At 60.1% G+C, this 18,217-nt stretch carries 15 protein-coding genes; 8 read left to right on the top strand and 7 right to left on the bottom strand.

The window, feature by feature from the left end; all coding sequences use genetic code 11:
* Window positions 1-69: 69 nt before the first annotated feature.
* From ACIQY3_RS25805 to ACIQY3_RS25795, 3 genes are all read right to left on the bottom strand, one after another.
* The gene (locus ACIQY3_RS25805) at window positions 70-2,100 is read right to left on the bottom strand and encodes a pyridoxamine 5'-phosphate oxidase family protein (RefSeq protein WP_403025418.1); all 2,031 of its coding nucleotides are present in this window, start codon (window positions 2,098-2,100) and stop codon (window positions 70-72) included.
* 48 nt (window positions 2,101-2,148) lie between these two features.
* The gene (locus ACIQY3_RS25800) at window positions 2,149-2,775 is read right to left on the bottom strand and encodes a glutathione S-transferase family protein (protein ID WP_403025415.1); all 627 of its coding nucleotides are present in this window, start codon (window positions 2,773-2,775) and stop codon (window positions 2,149-2,151) included.
* 236 nt (window positions 2,776-3,011) lie between these two features.
* A complete protein-coding gene (locus ACIQY3_RS25795; protein ID WP_403025412.1) occupies window positions 3,012-3,911 on the bottom strand; it encodes a LysR family transcriptional regulator in 900 nt (299 codons plus the stop codon).
* A 147-nt stretch (window positions 3,912-4,058) separates the two neighbouring features.
* Between ACIQY3_RS25795 and ACIQY3_RS25790 the strand changes: the two genes are divergently transcribed.
* The 6 genes from ACIQY3_RS25790 to ACIQY3_RS25765 are packed head-to-tail and all read left to right on the top strand — an operon-like array spanning window position 4,059 to window position 9,784.
* Window positions 4,059-4,682, top strand: coding sequence for a CDP-alcohol phosphatidyltransferase family protein (locus ACIQY3_RS25790; protein ID WP_403025409.1), 624 nt, complete (start codon window positions 4,059-4,061; stop codon window positions 4,680-4,682).
* A gap of 26 nt (window positions 4,683-4,708) precedes the next feature.
* A complete protein-coding gene (locus ACIQY3_RS25785; RefSeq protein ID WP_403025406.1) occupies window positions 4,709-6,466 on the top strand; it encodes a bifunctional alpha/beta hydrolase/class I SAM-dependent methyltransferase in 1,758 nt (585 codons plus the stop codon).
* Complete coding sequence (locus ACIQY3_RS25780) at window positions 6,463-7,773, top strand: phosphatase PAP2/dual specificity phosphatase family protein (RefSeq protein ID WP_403025404.1); 1,311 nt, start codon at window positions 6,463-6,465, stop codon at window positions 7,771-7,773. Before ACIQY3_RS25785 ends, ACIQY3_RS25780 begins: the two co-directional genes overlap by 4 nt.
* Window positions 7,763-8,218 carry a hypothetical protein gene (locus tag ACIQY3_RS25775; protein WP_403025401.1) on the top strand — a complete coding sequence of 152 codons (456 nt, stop codon included), beginning with the start codon at window positions 7,763-7,765 and terminating at the stop codon, window positions 8,216-8,218. The genes ACIQY3_RS25780 and ACIQY3_RS25775 overlap by 11 nt, the downstream gene beginning before the upstream one ends.
* A gap of 11 nt (window positions 8,219-8,229) precedes the next feature.
* The gene (locus ACIQY3_RS25770; protein WP_403025398.1) at window positions 8,230-8,850 is read left to right on the top strand and encodes a lysophospholipid acyltransferase family protein; all 621 of its coding nucleotides are present in this window, start codon (window positions 8,230-8,232) and stop codon (window positions 8,848-8,850) included.
* 1 nt (window position 8,851) lies between these two features.
* Window positions 8,852-9,784, top strand: coding sequence for a phosphatidate cytidylyltransferase (locus ACIQY3_RS25765; protein WP_403025397.1), 933 nt, complete (start codon window positions 8,852-8,854; stop codon window positions 9,782-9,784).
* A 77-nt stretch (window positions 9,785-9,861) separates the two neighbouring features.
* On the opposite strand, the gene glmS is transcribed toward ACIQY3_RS25765, so the two are convergent.
* Together glmS and ACIQY3_RS25755 are read right to left on the bottom strand one after the other, a co-directional pair.
* A complete protein-coding gene (gene glmS / locus ACIQY3_RS25760; protein ID WP_403025394.1) occupies window positions 9,862-11,697 on the bottom strand; it encodes a glutamine--fructose-6-phosphate transaminase (isomerizing) in 1,836 nt (611 codons plus the stop codon).
* A 1-nt stretch (window position 11,698) separates the two neighbouring features.
* Complete coding sequence (locus ACIQY3_RS25755) at window positions 11,699-12,475, bottom strand: DeoR/GlpR family DNA-binding transcription regulator (protein WP_403025390.1); 777 nt, start codon at window positions 12,473-12,475, stop codon at window positions 11,699-11,701.
* Window positions 12,476-12,619: 144 nt separating this feature from the next.
* On the opposite strand from ACIQY3_RS25755, the gene shc reads away from it, so the two are divergent.
* Entirely contained in the window at window positions 12,620-14,614 is a 1,995-nt protein-coding gene (gene shc / locus ACIQY3_RS25750; protein WP_403025385.1) for a squalene--hopene cyclase, read from the top strand.
* Window positions 14,607-16,178 (top strand): isopentenyl-diphosphate Delta-isomerase, encoded by a 1,572-nt coding sequence (gene idi, locus ACIQY3_RS25745; protein WP_403025382.1) that lies wholly within the window; start codon window positions 14,607-14,609, stop codon window positions 16,176-16,178. The genes shc and idi overlap by 8 nt, the downstream gene beginning before the upstream one ends.
* Window positions 16,179-16,303: 125 nt before the next feature.
* Here idi and glmU read toward each other — a convergent pair whose 3' ends face one another.
* Window positions 16,304-17,671: a bifunctional UDP-N-acetylglucosamine diphosphorylase/glucosamine-1-phosphate N-acetyltransferase GlmU gene (glmU, locus tag ACIQY3_RS25740; protein ID WP_403025379.1), complete on the bottom strand. Its 1,368-nt coding sequence runs from the start codon at window positions 17,669-17,671 to the stop codon at window positions 16,304-16,306.
* A 117-nt stretch (window positions 17,672-17,788) separates the two neighbouring features.
* Window positions 17,789-18,208: a F0F1 ATP synthase subunit epsilon gene (locus ACIQY3_RS25735; RefSeq protein WP_403025667.1), complete on the bottom strand. Its 420-nt coding sequence runs from the start codon at window positions 18,206-18,208 to the stop codon at window positions 17,789-17,791.
* Between the last annotated feature and the right edge of the window lie 9 nt (window positions 18,209-18,217).

Genomic DNA, 18,217 nt, shown 5'->3' with positions numbered 1-18,217 from the left:
TTCAACGATGATGTGGGCTGATCCACCGCTTTCGCGAGCAAGCCCGCTCCCACAGGGGAACTGCGCTGGTTATAGGTCGAGCACCAGTGGCTGCGAACCTTGAGCCGGTATCGCACAACAAATCAGCACCTGCCCCTCTTCCGGTACTTCCGCCGGCGGCTGTGGATAATTCACCTGGCCGCTGATCAAGCGGGTCTTGCAGGTACCACACGACCCGCCACGGCAACTGAATTCCGGGCGCAAGCCGCGGCTTTCCGCCAACTCCAGCAAACTGCCGCCGTCCGGTTGCCAGCGCGCCTCCTTGGCCGAACGCTCGAACACCACCGGCACCGAGGTTGTAGCGGCCGGTGGCTGTTCGATGACAACGGCATCCGGGTCCAGGCGCCGACGCAATGTCGAGGGGCCGAACGTTTCGGCATGAATCCTTGAATCGCGAATATCCAGTTCTCGCAGGCTGTCGTACAGCGCTTGAGTAAAACTCCCCGGACCACACAGGACAAAGTCCAGTTGATCGTAGTCTTCGACCTCCAGCATCGTTTGGAGCAAAGCCGTGTCGATGCGTCCGGTCAGGTCGAAGTCTTCGCCCTCCCGCGCTTCGGGCTCCGGTTGGCTGAGCAGGCGCAGCACCCGGATCGTATCGCCGGTGCCTTCGAGCAAACGGTCGATCTCTGAACGAAATGGCTGATCCGCCAACGTGCGCGAACTCTGGAAGAACCAGGTCGGCCGAATGCGCCGCGTGCGCCAGCCTTGATAAACCACTTCGCGCACCATCGACAGCAACGGCGTGATGCCCACCCCGGCGGCCAACAACACCAGTGGCCGACGCTCATGGGGTGCCACGGTGAAATGCCCTTGCGGCGCCCGGGCCTCCAGCACGTCACCGACGCGGATCTGCTCATGCACGTGGGAAGACACCAAGCCATCACGCTTCACACTGATGCGGAAAAAGTCATCGGACGGCGCGCTCGACAGGCTGTAGGTGCGGATATGGGTTTCGCCGCCAATGTGAAAGCGCAACGGCAAATGCTGCCCGGCCTGGAACACCGGCAACCCGACGCCATCGGCGGGCTCCAGGTAGACCGAGCGGATGTTCTGGCTTTCCGCTTCGATACGCACCACCCGCAGCGGGCGCCAGGCATCACCCAGGGCCTGGGCTTGCAGGCGCGCGGCAGCCTGTTCCCAGGTGCCGGTCATCAGGCTGTTGGGCGACATACCGTCGAAACGCCAGCGCAGGGCCAACGCCGCTGGCCGGCGCACGAGGCGTTCAACGTCGAACGTCCACAACCGCTCGGCGCCTTGAAAAGCTTCGATCTGCGGGCCTTCAAGAATGACTTCAGCGCGACCGCTCAGTTGCAGCAAATCGCCCGAATTGAAATCGATGAACAGCAAACCGGCCTGCGGATTGATCAGCAGGTTGCCCAAGGTATTGAAAAACAGGTTGCCGGCGAAATCCGGAATGGTCAGCCGATTGCCTTCGATACGGACGAAACCGGGCTGGCCACCGCGATGGGAAACGTCCACTGAACGTTTGCCATCGACGTCGACATAACTGGCGACAAACAACGTATCGGCTTGGGCGATCACCGCTCGTGCCGCGTCATCCAGTTCGTCGAGGTGCTGGGCGATACGGGTGGAAGCATCCGCCAGCGGCACCGTGCGAAACTGGCGCAACTGAATGTATTGCGGGCAGTTGCCAAAGGATTGTTCCACCGTGACACCGAAGCCGCTCGCCGTCATGGCGCCGACCCGTCCATTGAGACGGTTACGCCGCCGGGTGTGCAATTCGATGCCCAGCAGGCCGATGGCGGCCCCGTCGTGCAATTGCGCGGGGTCATCGGCGGCCGGCAGACTTTCGAACTGCAACCCGGTAGGCGCAGGAGAATGGGCGAAACCCGGCGGGCCTTCGAGAATGCTGGCCCAGGGACGACCATCGGCATCCACCGCGCCGTACAGCATGAACGGCAGTTGTTGATAGAACTGACGATGCTGGTCTGGCATTTCGCTGCGAATCACCCGACGACCGAGGGTGTCCATTCGCTCGGCAACACCTACGTGTTCCTGCAACTGCTTTTCGCCGGCGTGCCACGGTGAATGTTCCATAACGGCCTCTCCCCTGCACTCAAGGCGCAGCGTGAACGAACGCGAGTATCAGGCTGATTGTTGCAGGCCAACGGCGGTGCGCGGCATGCCGACAAACCCGGGCAAGGCTTCGATCCGCGCCAGCCAGGCCCGCACATTGGCGTAATCCGCCAGGGACACGTTGCCTTCCGGCGCATGGGCGATGTAGCTGTAGGCCGCGACGTCGGCGATGGTCGGCTCGTTGCCCACCAGAAATTCGCCGTGGGTCAGTTCCTGATCCATCACTTTGAGCAGGTCATGGGAACGTGCGATCACTTCTTCAGCGTTGAAGGACGCACCAAACACCGTGATCAGCCGGGCTCTGGCGGGACCAAAGGCAATCGGCCCGGCCGCCACCGACAACCAGCGCTGTACTTTGGCCGCGCCTACCGGATCTGTCGGCAGCCAGCGACCGTTGCCATATTTCTGCGCCAGGTACACCAGGATGGCGTTGGAGTCGGCCAATACCACGCCTTGATCATCCAGCACCGGCACCTGGCCAAACGAGTTGAGCGCCAGGAACTCCGGCTGCTTGTGCGCGCCTTTGGCCAGATCGACAAGGATCAGCTCGGTCGGCAGCTGCAGCAGGGACAGCATCAGCTCCGCGCGGTGAGCGTGGCCGGAACGGGGGAAGTTGTAGAGTTTGATGGCGTGCATGGTCGACTCCGCTGGGTGATGGCGCTGTTCAGGGAATGATCAGCACCGATGGAGGCCATCATCTACCCATCACCAAAACAACAGAATAACCAGCATTTGCAATCCATTATTTCAACAGCCGCAATAAACCTTCCTGTGGGAGCGGGCTTGCTCGCGAATGCTATTTTTCATTCAACAGGGATGTTGGCTGATCAACCGCTTTCGCGAGCAAGCCCACTCCCACAGGGTTTGTGCCATCAGCCCAGGGCTGGGTGTTCGCGCAGCGCCTTCACCATAAAGTCGACAAAACTGCGAATCCGCGCCGGGGCCTTGCGCCCGCCCTGGTACACCACGTGAATCGGCAGCGGCGGCAGTTCAAAGTCCGCCAGCACGATTTCCAACTCACCGGCCGCGACTTTGCTCGACACTTGGTAGGACAGGACGCGGGTAAACCCCAGGCCGAGGCTCGCCGCCGTAATGGCCGCCTGATTGGCCGTGACCACCAGCCGCGGTTCCGGACGTACGCTCAGCGGCTGGCCTTTATCGAGGAAGGGCCAGTTCCGGAGTTGCCCGATGGATGAAGTCGCCACCACTGGCGCCCCGGACAACTCTTCAGGATGCCGGGGCCGGCCATGGGCGTTCAGATAGGTCGGCGACGCACAAATCACCCGGCGCACCTCGCCGACCCGAATCGCGTGCTGATTACTGTCCGGCAGTTCACCGATGCGCACCGCGACATCAATGCCCTCCTCGACCATGCTCACCACGCGATCGACCAACAACCCGTTGATCGTCACCTCAGGGAATTGATCGAGATAACCCACCATCAGCGGCGTCACGAACAACTCGCCAAACAACACCGGCGCAGTAATCGTCAATTGCCCGCGAGGCTGGGCGTGGCTGCCTGCCGCCGAATCCTCGGCTTCCTGCACCTCGGCGAGAATTCTCCGACAGTCTTCCAGATAACGCTGGCCCGCTTCGCTCAAATACACGCTGCGGGTGGTGCGCGTCAGCAGCAGCGTGCCGATGCGTTTCTCCAGCGCCGCCACCGCGCGGGTGACGCTCGCGGCCGACATCCCCAGCCGCCGCGCCGCCGCCGAAAAGCCTTGCGCCTGGGCGACCGCAGCGAATACCTGCATTTCCTGGAATCGGTCCATCGGTAAACTCCTGAGCACTGAAACACGCGGGGCCAAGAGTTTCCGATGAGCCCTGGATTCGCGGAAAGACGGGTTTTACTGGCATTCTGATTATTGTGACGTATAACCCTGAATGTTCACGCTTTCAATTGCCGAGACCATCCCCCGATGCCCTCCATTTACCAGCTAAAACCGGCGTTTCAGAACCTGTTGCGACCCTTGGTGCAACGGCTGTTCGATAACGGCACCACCGCCAATCAAATCACCGTGCTGGCCGGGGTCATTTCGGTGGTAGTGGGCATCGCAATTGCCTGTTTCGCCCAGCACCCGTGGGTGTTTACGTTGATTCCGCTGTGGATGATCCTGCGCATGGCGCTGAACGCCATCGACGGCATGCTCGCCCGGGAATTCGGCCAGCAGTCACGCCTGGGTGCCTACCTCAATGAACTGTGCGATATCGTCGCCGACTGTGCACTGATCCTGCCGTTTGCGCTGATTGCCGACGTGAGCGTATTGATTGTGCTGTCGGTCACGCTGCTGGCCCTGTTCAGCGAGTACAGTGGCGTCCTCGGGCCGATGGTCGGCGCGTCGCGGCGCTACGACGGGCCGATGGGCAAAAGCGATCGGGCGTTTGTCCTGGGTGTTCTGGCCACCGGCATCGCCCTTGGCTGGATCAGTGCGTTGTGGATTAACGTTGTGTTTGGGGTGGTCGCCGTCCTGCTGGCTTACACCTTGGTCAACCGGGTCCGTCAGGGCCTTAAAGAAGTGCAGGAAACAGCCCCCTCGGCGTAAGGCCACCCCAGCATAAGGAGCATGCAATGCGCGAAACCCAGCAGCAGACCTTCACCACCCACGACGGCGTCGAGCTGTTCTACCGCCACTGGCCGGCCACCGCCGCCGTGCCAGGCGAACCACGCAAAGCGGTGCTGCTGTTTCATCGCGGCCATGAACATTCCGGGCGCATCGCCCACTTGGTGGATGAACTGGATCTGCCGGGTTTCGACTTCTTTGCCTGGGATGCCCGAGGCCATGGCCAGTCCCCCGGCGCTCGCGGCGACAGCCCGAGTTTCGCCACCAGCGTGCGCGACGTGCAGACCTTTTGCGATCACCTGAGCGCGACTTACGAGATCGACGAAGAAAACATGGCGGTGATCGCCCAGAGCGTCGGCGCCGTGATCGTCTCGACCTGGGTCCACGACTACGCACCGCGCATCCGCGCGCTGGTGCTCGCCTCGCCGGCGTTCAAGGTCAAGCTCTACGTGCCGTTCGCCCGGCCGGGCCTGGGGCTGATGCGCAAGTTTCGCGGCAACTTTTTCGTCAACAGCTACGTCAAGGCCAAGTTCCTCAGCCACGACCCTGAGCGCGTCGCCTCCTACGACAGCGATCCGCTGATCACCAAGGCGATTTCGGTGAATGTGTTGCTCGGTTTGTATGAAGCCGCCGACCGCGTGGTGGCCGATGCCCAGGCGATTCAGGTGCCGACCCAGCTGCTGATTTCCGGCTCGGACTTCGTCGTGCACCGCAAACCCCAGGAGCAGTTCTTCGAACGCCTGGGCAGCCTGAAAAAGGAAAAACACATCCTTCCGGGGTTCTTCCACGACACCCTTGGCGAACGTGATCGCGCCGTGGCCGTGGCCAGCGCCAAGCGTTTTATCCTGCAAAACTTCGACTACCCGCTGGACCGTGCTTCGCTGCTCGACGCCGACAAGATCGGCCTGACCTGCGCCGAATCCGAATCCCTCGCCGCCCCGCTGCCGCACAACTCGTTGCGTGACCTGTACTGGCGCATGACCCGCGCGAGCATGCGCTTGGGCAGCAAGCTGTCCGATGGCGTGAAGCTGGGCTTCGATACCGGTTTCGACTCCGGCAGCACCCTCGATTACGTGTACCGCAACCAGCCCACCGGCAAGGGCGGGCTCGGGCGGATGATTGATCAGAATTACCTGAACTCCATCGGCTGGCGCGGCATTCGCCAGCGCAAACTCAACGTCGAAGAACTGCTGCGCCTGACCATGGCCAAACTGCGCGACGAAGGTCGCCCGGTACGCATCGTCGATATCGCCGCCGGCCACGGCCGCTACATTCTTGAAGCCTTGCAGGGCGTCAGTCCGTTGCCGGAATCGATCCTGCTGCGCGATTACAGCGACATCAACGTGCGGGACGGTGGTGCACTGATCCGCGATAAAGGCCTGGGTGACATCGCGCAATTCGTGAAGGGCGATGCGTTCGACCGCGCCGACCTCGCGGCGCTGGAACCCAAGCCAACGCTGGCGGTGGTGTCCGGGTTGTATGAATTGTTTGCCGACAACACGATGGTCGGCGGTTCGCTGGCGGGCCTGGCCGACTCTGTCGAACCCGGCGGTTATCTGGTTTACACCGGCCAACCGTGGCACCCGCAACTGGAATTGATTGCCCGCGCCCTGACCAGTCATCGTCAGGGACAAGCCTGGGTGATGCGTCGGCGCAGCCAGGCGGAAATGGATCAACTGGTGGAAGCGGCGGGTTTCCGCAAAATCACCCAGCGTGTGGATGAATGGGGGATCTTTACCGTGTCCCTCGCGCAACGGGTGCAATGATGGCGGCGGCCCCCCGGGAAACGGGATTGCTCAAACCAGCCGTGCTTTGGTTGCTGCTGCTGGCGCCGCTGTTTTTCGCCAGCTATGGCTTTGCCACGTGGGTAACGAACCAGCGTAGCGACGTCGGCACGTTCGTTTTCGATTGGGAAACCGCCATGCCTTTCTGGGCGTGGACCATCGTGCCCTACTGGACGATTGATCTGCTGTACGGTTTTTCGTTGCTGCTGCCCGACAGTCGTCATGAATTGAAACGCCATGCCCTGCGGCTGCTGAGTGCCCAGGTGATTTCGGTCAGTTGTTTCCTGCTGTGGCCGCTGCGCTTTACCTTCGAAAGGCCCGAGCTGGATGGCGTGTTCGGCTGGCTGTTCGCGGTGCTGGCGGGGTTCGACAAGCCGTTTAACCAGGCGCCGTCGCTGCACATCGCGCTGCTGGTGATTCTGTGGGTCATGTACCAGCGGCACACTCACGGGTTCTGGCGCTGGTTGGTGCACGGCTGGTTCGCGCTGATCGGGATTTCTGTGCTGACCACTTATCAACATCACTTTATCGACTTACCCACAGGCGCTCTCGCCGGTTGGCTGTGCGTGTGGCTGTGGCCGATGGATCGACCGAGTCCGTTGAGCAGCCTGCGGTTGGCCAAGGATTCGAAGCGCTGGCGCCTGGCTCTGCGTTATGGGGTGGGTGCCGCGATATTTGCGATTCCAGCCTTTGGCCTCGGCGGTGGATGGTTGTGGCTGATCTGGCCCTCCGTCGCGTTATTGTTGGTAGCGCTGAATTACGCACTGTTCGACGCCGCCGGGTTTCAGAAACGCGCCGACGGCCGCCTGAGCCCGGCGGCCCGTTGGCTGTTTGCGCCGTACGTGGCCGCAGCGTGGATCAATTCACGGCTATGGACACGCAAACATCCACAGCCAGATGAGGTTGTGGATAACGTTTGGCTGGGCAGGCTTCCCGACGCGGATCAGATGGCTCCGTTCAAAGCCGTGGTCGATCTCTGCGCCGAGCTGCCACTCGATCCCCGAGGTCGTGCCTATCAAAGCATTCCGGTCCTCGACCTGACGGCGCCGAATGCCGAGCAATGCCTCGCCGCCGCCCAGGCCATTGAACAACTGCGCCAACACGGCCCGCTACTGGTTTGCTGCGCGTTGGGTTATTCGCGCAGTGCCACCGCTGTCGCGGCCTGGTTGCTGCACAGTGGTCGAGCGACGAGCGTCGATGCCGCCGTGGCGATGATCCGGGCCGCACGCCCGCACGTCGTGCTGCACCCGGCCCATCGCCAAGCGCTGGAGAACGCCTATGCCAGTTGATATGGAATTGCAGGTGGTCGCCAGCCTGCTACGCCGGGGCCGCACCCTCGACCAGTTATCCACAGGACTGACGGTGCTGGGGGTGTTGTTCGGGTTGCTGCAACTGCTGTTGATCACTCCGGTTACGCTGGGCCTGATCCTCAGCGCGTGGATGATCGTCCTGGGGTTGTTGCAAAAGTACTGGGCATTTCGGGTGGCCTTCGACGCTGACCTGTTTGCCCTGGTCGCCCGCGACGCAGATGCATTGCCTGACCGCACTCAAGCCCTCGACCAGGCCTTGCAAAGCCTCGGCCTGCAACCGGCCAACCGCGCCGGCCGGCCATGGCCCGAACGTCAACGCGGGGCGTTGAAACTGCTGCGTAACCAGGCGGTCCTACTGCTCGCGCAAGTGTTGCCCACATTGGCGGTCATCCTGGCCAGCCCTTGGTTGTCCTTCGCCGGATAAGGAAATCATTCATGTTCGAACCTGTGGTCGCCACCCTCATCACCTCCATGGCCCGCACCGTCACCGGTGCCCGCAGCCTGTGGATGGGCTGCGCGCCGGAACCGGTGCAACGGATTTACTTCGCCAACCACAGCAGCCACGGCGATTTCGTCCTGCTGTGGGCTTCGCTCCCTCCCGCGCTGCGCAAACTGACGCGACCGGTGGCCGGCAGCGACTACTGGAATAAAAGCGCGGTACGCCGCTACATCATCAGTCGCGTATTTAACGGCGTGTTGATCGACCGCGAACGCAAAGACCCTGTGGATAACCCGTTGCAGCCGATGCTCGATGCCTTGGCGAACGGCGATTCGCTGATCATCTTTCCCGAAGGCACACGCAATCTGGAGGATGGCTTGCTGCCGTTCAAAAGCGGGCTGTATCACCTGGCCAAAAGTTACCCACAGGCCCAAGTGATTCCGGTATGGATTGCCAACCTCAATCGGGTCATGCCCAAGGGCCGGGTGCTGCCTCTTCCGCTGCTGTGCACCACCAGTTTCGGCGCGCCGCTGCAACTGGAAGACGACGAGAGCAAAGAGCATTTTTTGACACGCAGCCGCGACGCCCTGCTGGCCCTCGCCCCGGAGCATTCCTGACATGGATCGACAAACCCTGATGCTGTTCGGCGGGATCGGCATGATCCTGGTGCTGGCCTCGCTGATTGGCCTGATTCTCAAACTGCGCACCCGTGGCGCGCCGAATGCGGTAGTCGACAATCTCAACGCCCGCATCAACGCCTGGTGGGTGATGGTGCTGGTGATCGGCATTGCCTTCTGGCTGGGCACCGGCGCGGTGATCCTGCTGTTTTACGCGGTGTCGTTCTATGCCCTGCGTGAATTCCTGACCCTCACGCCCACCCGGCGCAGTGACTACCCGGCGTTGGTGGCGGCGTTTTACCTGGCGCTACCGCTGCAATACCTGCTGATCTATTTCGATTGGTACGGGCTGTTTTCGATCTTTATCCCGGTGTACGTGTTCTTGCTGTTGCCAATCCTTGCCTCGCTGGGCGGCGACAGCACGCACTTCCTGGAGCGCGCATCGAAAGTACAGTGGGGCTTGATGATCGCCGTGTTCTGCGTGTCGTTCGTGCCCGCCCTGCTGACCCTGGACATCGTCGGTTACGAAGGTCGCAACCTGCTGCTGATCGCTTATCTGGTGATCGTGGTGCAGTTGTCGGATGTGTTGCAGTACGTGTGCGGCAAGTTGTTCGGCAAACACAAAATCGCGCCCAATCTGTCGCCGTCAAAAACCGTCGAAGGCTTTGTCGGCGGCATTTTGCTGTCCTCGCTGATTGGCGCGGCGTTGTGGTGGACCACGCCGTTCAACCCGTGGCAGTCGTTCTTGATTGCGTTGCTGATCAACCTGCTGGGCTTTGCCGGCGGCATCGTGATGTCGGCGATCAAGCGGGATCGCGGTGTGAAGGATTGGGGGCACATGATCGAAGGTCATGGCGGGATGCTGGATCGGCTGGATTCGGTGTGTTTTGCGGCACCGATTTTCTTTCACCTTGTGCGGTATTGGTGGACTTGAAATAGCTCATCTTTCAGACAAAAAAAGACCGCAGCCAGTGCTGCGGTCTTTTTGTTTCTGCATCAGCTGTGGATAACTTATTCCACAGTCACCGACTTCGCCAGGTTACGCGGCTGGTCAACGTCCGTGCCTTTCAACACCGCCACGTAGTACGACAGCAACTGCAGCGGGATGGTGTAGAGGATCGGCGACAGGATGTCGTGGATGTGCGGCATCTGCACAACGTAAGTACCTTCGCCATTGGTCATGCCGGCCTTTTCGTCGGCGAAGACGATCAATTGGCCGCCACGGGCGCGGACTTCCTGGAGGTTGGATTTCAACTTTTCCAGCAGTTCGTTGTTCGGCGCCACGGTGACCACCGGCATGTCGTTATCCACCAGTGCCAGCGGACCGTGTTTCAGTTCGCCGGCCGGGTAGGCTTCGGCGTGGATGTAGGAGATTTCCTTGAGCTTCAAGGCCCCTTCCATCGCTACCGGGTATTGTGCGCCGCGACCGAGGAACAAGGTGTGGTTCTTGTCGGCGAACAGCTCGGCGATTTTTTCCACGGTGCTGTCCATCGCCAAGGCTTCACCCAGGCGGGCCGGCAGGCGACGCAGTTCTTCCACCAGAGTGGCTTCGACACCTTCGCCCAATGTGCCACGCACCTGGCCGAGGGACAGGGTCAGCAACAGCAGACCGACCAACTGAGTGGTGAAGGCTTTGGTCGAGGCCACGCCGATCTCGCGACCGGCCTGGGTCAGCAGGGTCAGGTCGGATTCACGCACCAGGGAACTGATGCCGACGTTGCAGATGGCGAGGCTGCCGAGGAAACCCAGTTCCTTGGCATTACGCAGGGCAGCCAGGGTGTCGGCGGTTTCGCCGGACTGGGAGATGGTCACGAACAGCGTGTCGGGTTGCACCACCACTTTGCGGTAGCGGAATTCACTGGCGACTTCGACCTGGCACGGGATACCGGCCAGTTCTTCGAGCCAGTAACGAGCAACCATGCCGGCGTGGTAACTGGTGCCGCAGGCAACGATCTGCACGTTGCGAACCTTGGCGAACAGCTCGGCCGCCTGTGGACCAAACGCTTGCACCAGCACTTGTTGCTGGCTAAGACGCCCTTCCAGGGTGCGTTGCACCACCGAAGGTTGCTCGTGGATTTCCTTGAGCATGTAGTGACGGAACTCGCCCTTTTCGGCGGATTCGGCACTGTCACGGTATTGCACGGCTTCGCGCTCAACGGCTTTGCCGTCAACGTCCCAGATTTGCACGCTGTCGCGACGGATCTCGGCGATATCGCCTTCTTCCAGGTACATGAAGCGGTCGGTGACCTGACGCAGGGCCAGTTGGTCGGAAGCCAGGAAGTTTTCCCCCAGGCCCAGGCCAATCACCAACGGGCTGCCACTGCGGGCGGCAACCAGGCGATCCGGTTGATCAGCGCTGATCACTGCCAGACCGTAAGCACCGTGCAGCTCTTTGACGGTCGCCTTGAGGGCCACGGTCAGATCGTGAAGATCCTTGAGTTTATGCGCCAGCAAGTGGGCGATGACTTCGGTGTCGGTGTCGGAGGTGAACACGTAACCCTGGGCCTTCAACTGTCCACGCAGGGCTTCGTGGTTCTCGATGATGCCGTTGTGCACGACGGCCAGGTTCTGCCCGGAAAAATGCGGGTGAGCGTTACGTTCGCAAGGCGCGCCGTGGGTTGCCCAACGGGTGTGGGCAATGCCCAGACGACCGATCAATGGGGTAGCGGCCAGGGCTTGATCCAGTTCACTGACCTTGCCCGGACGACGGACGCGATCGAGGATCCCGTCATTGGTGAAGACCGCCACACCGGCGCTGTCATAGCCACGGTATTCCAGGCGCTTGAGGCCTTCGACAAGGATAGCGGTGATGTTACGTTCTGCGACTGCGCCGACAATTCCACACATGCTATTTCTCCTGACTGACAGCCGCGAGGATCAAGTTGATTCCGCGGGCCTGAATCTGATCCCGTGCCTCCAGCGGCAGGCGATCATCGGTAATAAGGGTATGGACACTGCTCCAGGGCAGCTCCAGGTTGGGAATCTTGCGGCCGATCTTGTCGGCCTCGACCATCACGACCACTTCCCGGGCGACTTCCGCCATAACCCGGCTCAATCCCAGCAGTTCGTTGAAGGTCGTGGTGCCGCGGACCAGGTCGATGCCATCGGCACCGATGAACAACTGGTCAAAGTCGTAAGAGCGTAGTACCTGCTCGGCGACCTGCCCTTGAAAGGATTCGGAATGAGGGTCCCAGGTGCCACCGGTCATCAACAGCACCGGTTCGTGTTCCAGTTCGCTCAAGGCACTGGCCACATTCAAGGAGTTGGTCATCACCACCAGGCCGGGTTGCTGGCCGAGTTCCGGGATCATGGCCGCCGTGGTACTGCCACTGTCGATGATGATCCGCGCATGCTCGCGAATCCGCGTGACAGCGGCGCGAGCGATGGCTTGCTTGTACTTGGAAACCGGTTGACCGAGGTCGGCCACCAGTTCCTGAGGCATGGTGATCGCGCCACCGTACCGCCGCAGCAGCAGACCATTGCTTTCAAGAGCTGCCAGATCCTTGCGAATCGTAACTTCCGACGTTTCGAAACGCTTGGCCAACTCATCCACACTCACTTCACCCTGCTCATTGAGCAAGACGAGGATGTTATGGCGACGTTGTGGTGTATTGCGCTTCGACATGAGCTGGTAAGTTTCGATTCGAAAGATAACGGAAGCAATCAAAACCTATTCGCGAAACTTCGTCAAGGGATGCTTTGAAGGATTAAGAGACAAGCGCCCAGGATGACCACTCATCGCAACTGTTATTTCTGACAGTATAAAAGGATGGGTATTGGCGTTTTAAATCTCTGTAGACAAGACATGGGCATTGTCATGACAGAGAACACTCGCATCAAAGACGCACTGAACAACGCCTTGACCGCCCTGCTGGGCAAACAGCAACCCGACGGCCATTGGGTATTCGAGTTCGAAGCCGATGCGGCGATAACCGCCGAATACGTGTTGCTGATGCATTTCCTTGGCGAACCCATTGAACTCACCTTGCAAGGCAGGCTCGCGCGTTATCTGCGAGACCAGCAACAACCAGAAGGTGGATGGCCGTTACTGCGAGGGGGTAGCTTCAACCTCAATGCCAGTGTCAAAACCTACTTTGCACTCAAGCTACTCGGCGATGCGCAAGGCGAGCCGCACTTGCAACGTGCTTGCACGCTTATTCGCCAGCATGGCGGGGCCGCGAACTGCAACGTGATGACCCGCATCTGGCTGGCCTTGTACAACGTCATCCCATGGCGTGCATTGCCGTTGATTCCGGTAGAAGTGATTTTGCTGCCGCGCTGGTTTCCGTTTCATCTGTCGAAGATTTTCTGCATCCCTCGCCTGTTCACGGTGGCTTTTTCCGTGTTGCAAGTCTTGCAGCCCACGGCGCGTAATCCCCAAGGCACCGGGATAACCGAACTGTTTATCCACCCGGCCAGCGAAACCACCCCGTTGCCCCGGGCGCCCCATCAGGACAGGGTATGGTTTGTTTTTTTTGCCGCGATCGACCGTTTGCTGCACCGTATCGAACCATGGCGTTCCAAGGGGCGGCGCAAAAAAGCGCTGGATACAGCGGTAACGTACGTCACCGACCAGCTCAATGGCGAAGACGGCTACGGCGCATCGCTGCCGACCATCGCCATCAGCCTGGCCGTGCTTCACGCCTTGGGTTACCCCCGTGACCATCGCGACATGCAGACGGCACGCAACGCCTGCGCAAAACTGTTGGTGGTGACAGAGCACCAGGCTTATTGCCAACCTTGCGTATCGCCCGTTTGGGACACGGCATGGGCCTGTCAGGCATTGCTGGAAACCGGGAATAGCCGCGGTTTGGAGGCGGCGTTGCGAGGCCTCGACTGGCTCAAACAACGGCAGCTTCTCGACGTGTATGGGCACTGGGCAGTGGCCAGGCCTCATCTGCGTCCCGGCGGCTGGGCCTTTCAATATTCCTTGCCCAATCACCCCGATGTCGACGACACCGCCCTGGTCGCGACCGTCATGCACAGGGCAACGCAGCTCGAATCCGGCGCTCACTACAGTGAGACCATCGCCAGGGCGCAGGAATGGGTGCAGGGAATGCAGGGTCGACAGGGTGGCTGGGGCGCTTATGAGGCTGACAACACCCATTACTACCTCAAAAGCATGCCCTTTGCCGAACACGGCATGATGATTGATCATCCCACCGCCGATGTTACCGCCCGCTGCCTGGCCATGCTCGGGCAGTTGGGTGCAACACCGGCCTCCAATAACGCTACCCGCAAAGCATTGCATTATTTGCTGAAGGAGCAGGAAGCAGATGGCAGTTGGTACGGACGCTGGGGCATCAACTTCATCTATGGCACCTGGTCCGCCCTGGAAGGACTTGCCGCCACGGGTTACGACATTCATTCCGCGGCCGTTCAAAAAGCCCGCCACTGGCTGATTCAGAGACAGAACAAGGACGGTGGCTGGGGAGAAGACAGCAGCAGCTATGCGCTGGATTACCAACGTCACCAATCATCGACCAGCACTGCGTCGCAAACGGCATGGGCCTTGTTGGGATTGATGGCTGCCGGTGCCGTGGAGCATCCGGCCACGGCACAGGGCATTGAATACTTGCTCCAGTCGCAAAAAAACGACGGTACCTGGGCGGACCCACATGCCACGGGCACCGGGGTACCTCGAGTGCTTTATATGACGTATTACGGCTACGGGTTGTACTTTCCGATGTGGGCTCTGGCGCGTTACTGCAAACTGAGCCAGGCCCCGATTTCAGCGCTTGAGGTGGATAGAAACCATGGATGAGTCACTGATACTGGTGGATCACAATGATCAGCAAATCGGCACCGGCCACAAGCTGCCAATCCATAGCGAAGGCCTCCTTCATCGTGCGTTTTCCCTCTTCATCTTTGATCGTCACGGGCGCTTGTTGCTACAACGACGAGCACTGACCAAATACCACTCCGCGGGCCAATGGACCAACTCCTGTTGTGGACACCCGCGCCCTGGCGAAAGCACCGACCAGGCTGCCCACCGCCGACTTGGGGAAGAAATGGGTTTCGATTGCCCACTGGAGAAAGTCACGACCCTGATTTACAAGGCGCAGGTTCCGGGCAATCTGATTGAGCATGAATTCGATCATATTTTTATTGGCCGGTTTGACGGGGAGCCCTTGGCGAACCCCGATGAAGTCTCGCAATGGCAATGGATAGAAACGCCCGCGTTATTGCAATGGATCGAAGACGAGCCTGAAGCGTTTACCGTCTGGTTCAAGACCATCCTCGACGCCCCCGCCTGCCAGCTCGAACTCTGGGGATTACGAAGCAGGGCCAGCCCTGACATCGATCCTGCCCGCTATCAGGATGAAATCCTCGCGCAAGTGTCGCGCACCTTTGCCTTGACCATCCCTCAGTTGCCCGCCGAGCTTTACCCTGCCGTCACCAATGCCTATTTACTCTGTCGGATAGCCGACACCATCGAAGATGAACCAGGGCTCAGCGCCCGACAAAAACGCCATTACGAAAGCGTCTACCTGGAGACTGTGTCGGGCTGCGCAGATGCCCGGGGTTTCAGTGAAGAGTTGAGCCTGCATCTGACGGACCAGACCCTGCAGGCTGAACGTGACCTGGTCCGGCACTTGCCGCAGGTGTTGGCGGTCAACCGCTCCCTCAAACCCTCACAGCGGGAGTTCATCCTGCAGTGCCTGCGCGTGATGACCCAGGGAATGAGCGAGTTCCAGGAGAATGCCGGTTTGCAGGGTTTGGCCACCCGCCAGAAGCTGGATCGCTATTGCTATTGCGTGGCTGGCATCGTGGGAACGCTACTGACGGAGCTTTTCATCGATTTTGACCCCACCCTGCTACCTCAGCGTGAAAACCTGCATCGGTTGGCACTGTCCTTCGGTACGGGTTTGCAACTGACCAATATCGTCAAGGATCAGTGGGACGACCGATTGCGGGGGGCGTGCTGGCTGCCTCAAGACCTGCTTGCCAAACATGGCGTACAACTCGCGCAACTAAACGCAGGGCAAGACGACCCGAACTACGCACGGGCGCTTGCGGAACTGATTGGCACTGCTCACTCCCACTTGCAGCGGGCGCTGCAATACGCCCTGCTCATCCCGGCCAGACATACGGGCATTCGGCGCTTCATTCTGTGGACCATCGGCCTGGCGTTGTTGACGTTGCGTCATGTCCATAAAAATCCCGCCAGGACGGTCAAGGTTTCGCACGCGGAAGTGGCGTGGGTCATGCGCCTGACGCGACTGTCCCAGCGGTCGGATCTCGGCTTGCGCATGCTCTACAAAATAGCCTCGCGCACCTTGCCCGTGACCCCGTTGGGAGCCGAGTGGCAATCGCCACCTGTATAAAAAAGGTATCTGTGGATAACTCATAAAAAGATCGCAGCCTGCGCCAGCTCCTACAGGTGATTTACGTTCGCCCTGTAGGAGCTGGCGAAGGCTGCGATCTTTTGATCTTATGGACTGTGGATAACTTAGTTCTTCTTGATTTTCACCGGACGCTTCCAGCCGTCGATGTTTTTCTGCCGCGCCCGACCGACGGCCAATTGAGCGCTATCCACATTCTGCGTGATGGTCGAACCCGCCGCGGTGGTCGCACCTGCCGAGATATCCACAGGCGCCACCAGCGAGTTGTTGGAACCGATGAACACGTCCTCACCCAGCACGGTTTTCCACTTGTTCGCGCCGTCATAGTTGCAGGTGATGGTGCCGGCACCAATGTTGGTACGCGCGCCGATTTCCGCATCGCCCAGGTAGGTCAGGTGACCGGCCTTGGCGCCTTCGCCCATGTGCGCGTTTTTCAATTCGACAAAGTTACCCACATGGGCACGTGCCTCGAGCACGGTGCCTGGACGCAAACGTGCGAACGGGCCGGCATCGCTGCCCTCGCCCAGGATTGCGCCTTCGATGTGACTGTTGGCCTTGACCACCACGCCTTTGCGCAGGGTGCTGTCCTTGATCACGCAATTCGGGCCGATGACCACGTCGTCTTCGATCACGACCTTGCCTTCGAGGATCACGTTGATGTCGATCAGCACATCGCGACCGACGGTGACTTCACCGCGGACATCGAAGCGCGCCGGGTCACGCAAGGTCACACCCTGGGCCATCAAACGACGACCCGCGCGCAACTGATAGTGACGCTCAAGTTCCGCGAGTTGCTTGCGGTCATTGGCGCCCTGCACTTCCATGGCGTCGTGGGGTTGCTCGGTGGCTACCACCAGACCATCGCTGACGGCCATCGCAATCACGTCGGTCAGGTAGTACTCACCTTGGGCATTGTTGTTGGAGAGCCGGCTCATCCAGTCGCCCAGACGTTCAAACGGTACGGCCAGAATCCCGGTATTGCCTTCGGTGATCTTGCGTTGCGCTTCGCTGGCGTCTTTCTGCTCAACGATGGCGGTAACCTTGCCGTCGGCGTCACGCACGATACGGCCGTAACCGGTCGGATCATCCAGCTCGACGGTGAGCAGGCCCAGTTGTTGCGGCGCAACCTGCTTGAGCAGGCGCTGCAGGGTTTCGACTTCGATCAGCGGCACGTCACCGTAGAGAATCAACACGGTATCGGCGGTGATAAAAGGTACGGCCTGGGCCACTGCGTGACCAGTGCCCAGTTGCTTGTCCTGTAACACGAAATTCAGATCATCTGCGGCCAACCGTTCCCGCACCGCATCGGCACCATGGCCAATCACCACATGGATGCGCTGTGGATCAAGTTGCCTGGCGCTGTGGATAACATGACCCAGCATCGAGTCGCCGGCAATTGGATGCAAAACCTTTGGCAACGCCGAACGCATGCGAGTGCCTTGGCCGGCAGCGAGGATAACGATTTCAAGAGACATGACTGGCTACCAATCCTGGGTGGTCAGCAACTGCGACCAGGTTATGAATATCGGAAAAGAAAAAAGGGTAGCCGAGGCTACCCTTTTTAATCAATCGCACAACAAGTCGATGACGAATTAACCGCCGAACTTCTTGCGGATCTGCTGGACGGTGCGCAGCTGAGCTGCAGCCTCGGCCAGACGTGCGGCAGCAGAACCGTAATCGAATTCTGCGCCACGTTCATGCAAGGCCTTCTCGGCAGCCTTAACGGCTTCCTGAGCGGAGGCTTCATCCAGGTCGGCAGCACGTTGCACGGTGTCGGCAAGAACCTTGACCATGTTCGGCTGAACCTCGAGGAAACCACCGGAGATGTAAAACACCTCGGTTTCCCCGCCCTGCTTGATCAGGCGGATCGGACCTGGTTTCAGATTAGTGATCAGCGGCGCGTGACCCAGGGCGATACCAAGATCACCCAGTGCACCGTGCGCAATCACCATCTCGACCAGGCCGGAAAAGATTTCCCCTTCCGCGCTGACGATATCGCAATGGACTGTAATATCAAACTG

It is taken from the genome of Pseudomonas sp. NPDC096950 (genome assembly GCF_044762525.1).
Classification (GTDB): domain Bacteria; phylum Pseudomonadota; class Gammaproteobacteria; order Pseudomonadales; family Pseudomonadaceae; genus Aquipseudomonas.
This window is presented reverse-complemented; position numbering and strand designations above follow the sequence as displayed.

Coding starts and splice junctions, on each gene's coding strand:
- ACIQY3_RS25790 (WP_403025409.1), top strand. CDS start 4,059: ATGCCCTCCATTTACCAGCTAAAACCGGCGTTTCAGAACCTGTTGCGA.
- ACIQY3_RS25785 (WP_403025406.1), top strand. CDS start 4,709: ATGCGCGAAACCCAGCAGCAGACCTTCACCACCCACGACGGCGTCGAG.
- ACIQY3_RS25805 (WP_403025418.1), bottom strand. CDS start 2,100: ATGGAACATTCACCGTGGCACGCCGGCGAAAAGCAGTTGCAGGAACAC.
- ACIQY3_RS25775 (WP_403025401.1), top strand. CDS start 7,763: ATGCCAGTTGATATGGAATTGCAGGTGGTCGCCAGCCTGCTACGCCGG.
- ACIQY3_RS25765 (WP_403025397.1), top strand. CDS start 8,852: ATGGATCGACAAACCCTGATGCTGTTCGGCGGGATCGGCATGATCCTG.
- ACIQY3_RS25800 (WP_403025415.1), bottom strand. CDS start 2,775: ATGCACGCCATCAAACTCTACAACTTCCCCCGTTCCGGCCACGCTCAC.
- ACIQY3_RS25780 (WP_403025404.1), top strand. CDS start 6,463: ATGATGGCGGCGGCCCCCCGGGAAACGGGATTGCTCAAACCAGCCGTG.
- ACIQY3_RS25795 (WP_403025412.1), bottom strand. CDS start 3,911: ATGGACCGATTCCAGGAAATGCAGGTATTCGCTGCGGTCGCCCAGGCG.
- shc (WP_403025385.1), top strand. CDS start 12,620: ATGGGTATTGGCGTTTTAAATCTCTGTAGACAAGACATGGGCATTGTC.
- ACIQY3_RS25755 (WP_403025390.1), bottom strand. CDS start 12,475: ATGTCGAAGCGCAATACACCACAACGTCGCCATAACATCCTCGTCTTG.
- glmS (WP_403025394.1), bottom strand. CDS start 11,697: ATGTGTGGAATTGTCGGCGCAGTCGCAGAACGTAACATCACCGCTATC.
- idi (WP_403025382.1), top strand. CDS start 14,607: ATGGATGAGTCACTGATACTGGTGGATCACAATGATCAGCAAATCGGC.
- glmU (WP_403025379.1), bottom strand. CDS start 17,671: ATGTCTCTTGAAATCGTTATCCTCGCTGCCGGCCAAGGCACTCGCATG.
- ACIQY3_RS25770 (WP_403025398.1), top strand. CDS start 8,230: ATGTTCGAACCTGTGGTCGCCACCCTCATCACCTCCATGGCCCGCACC.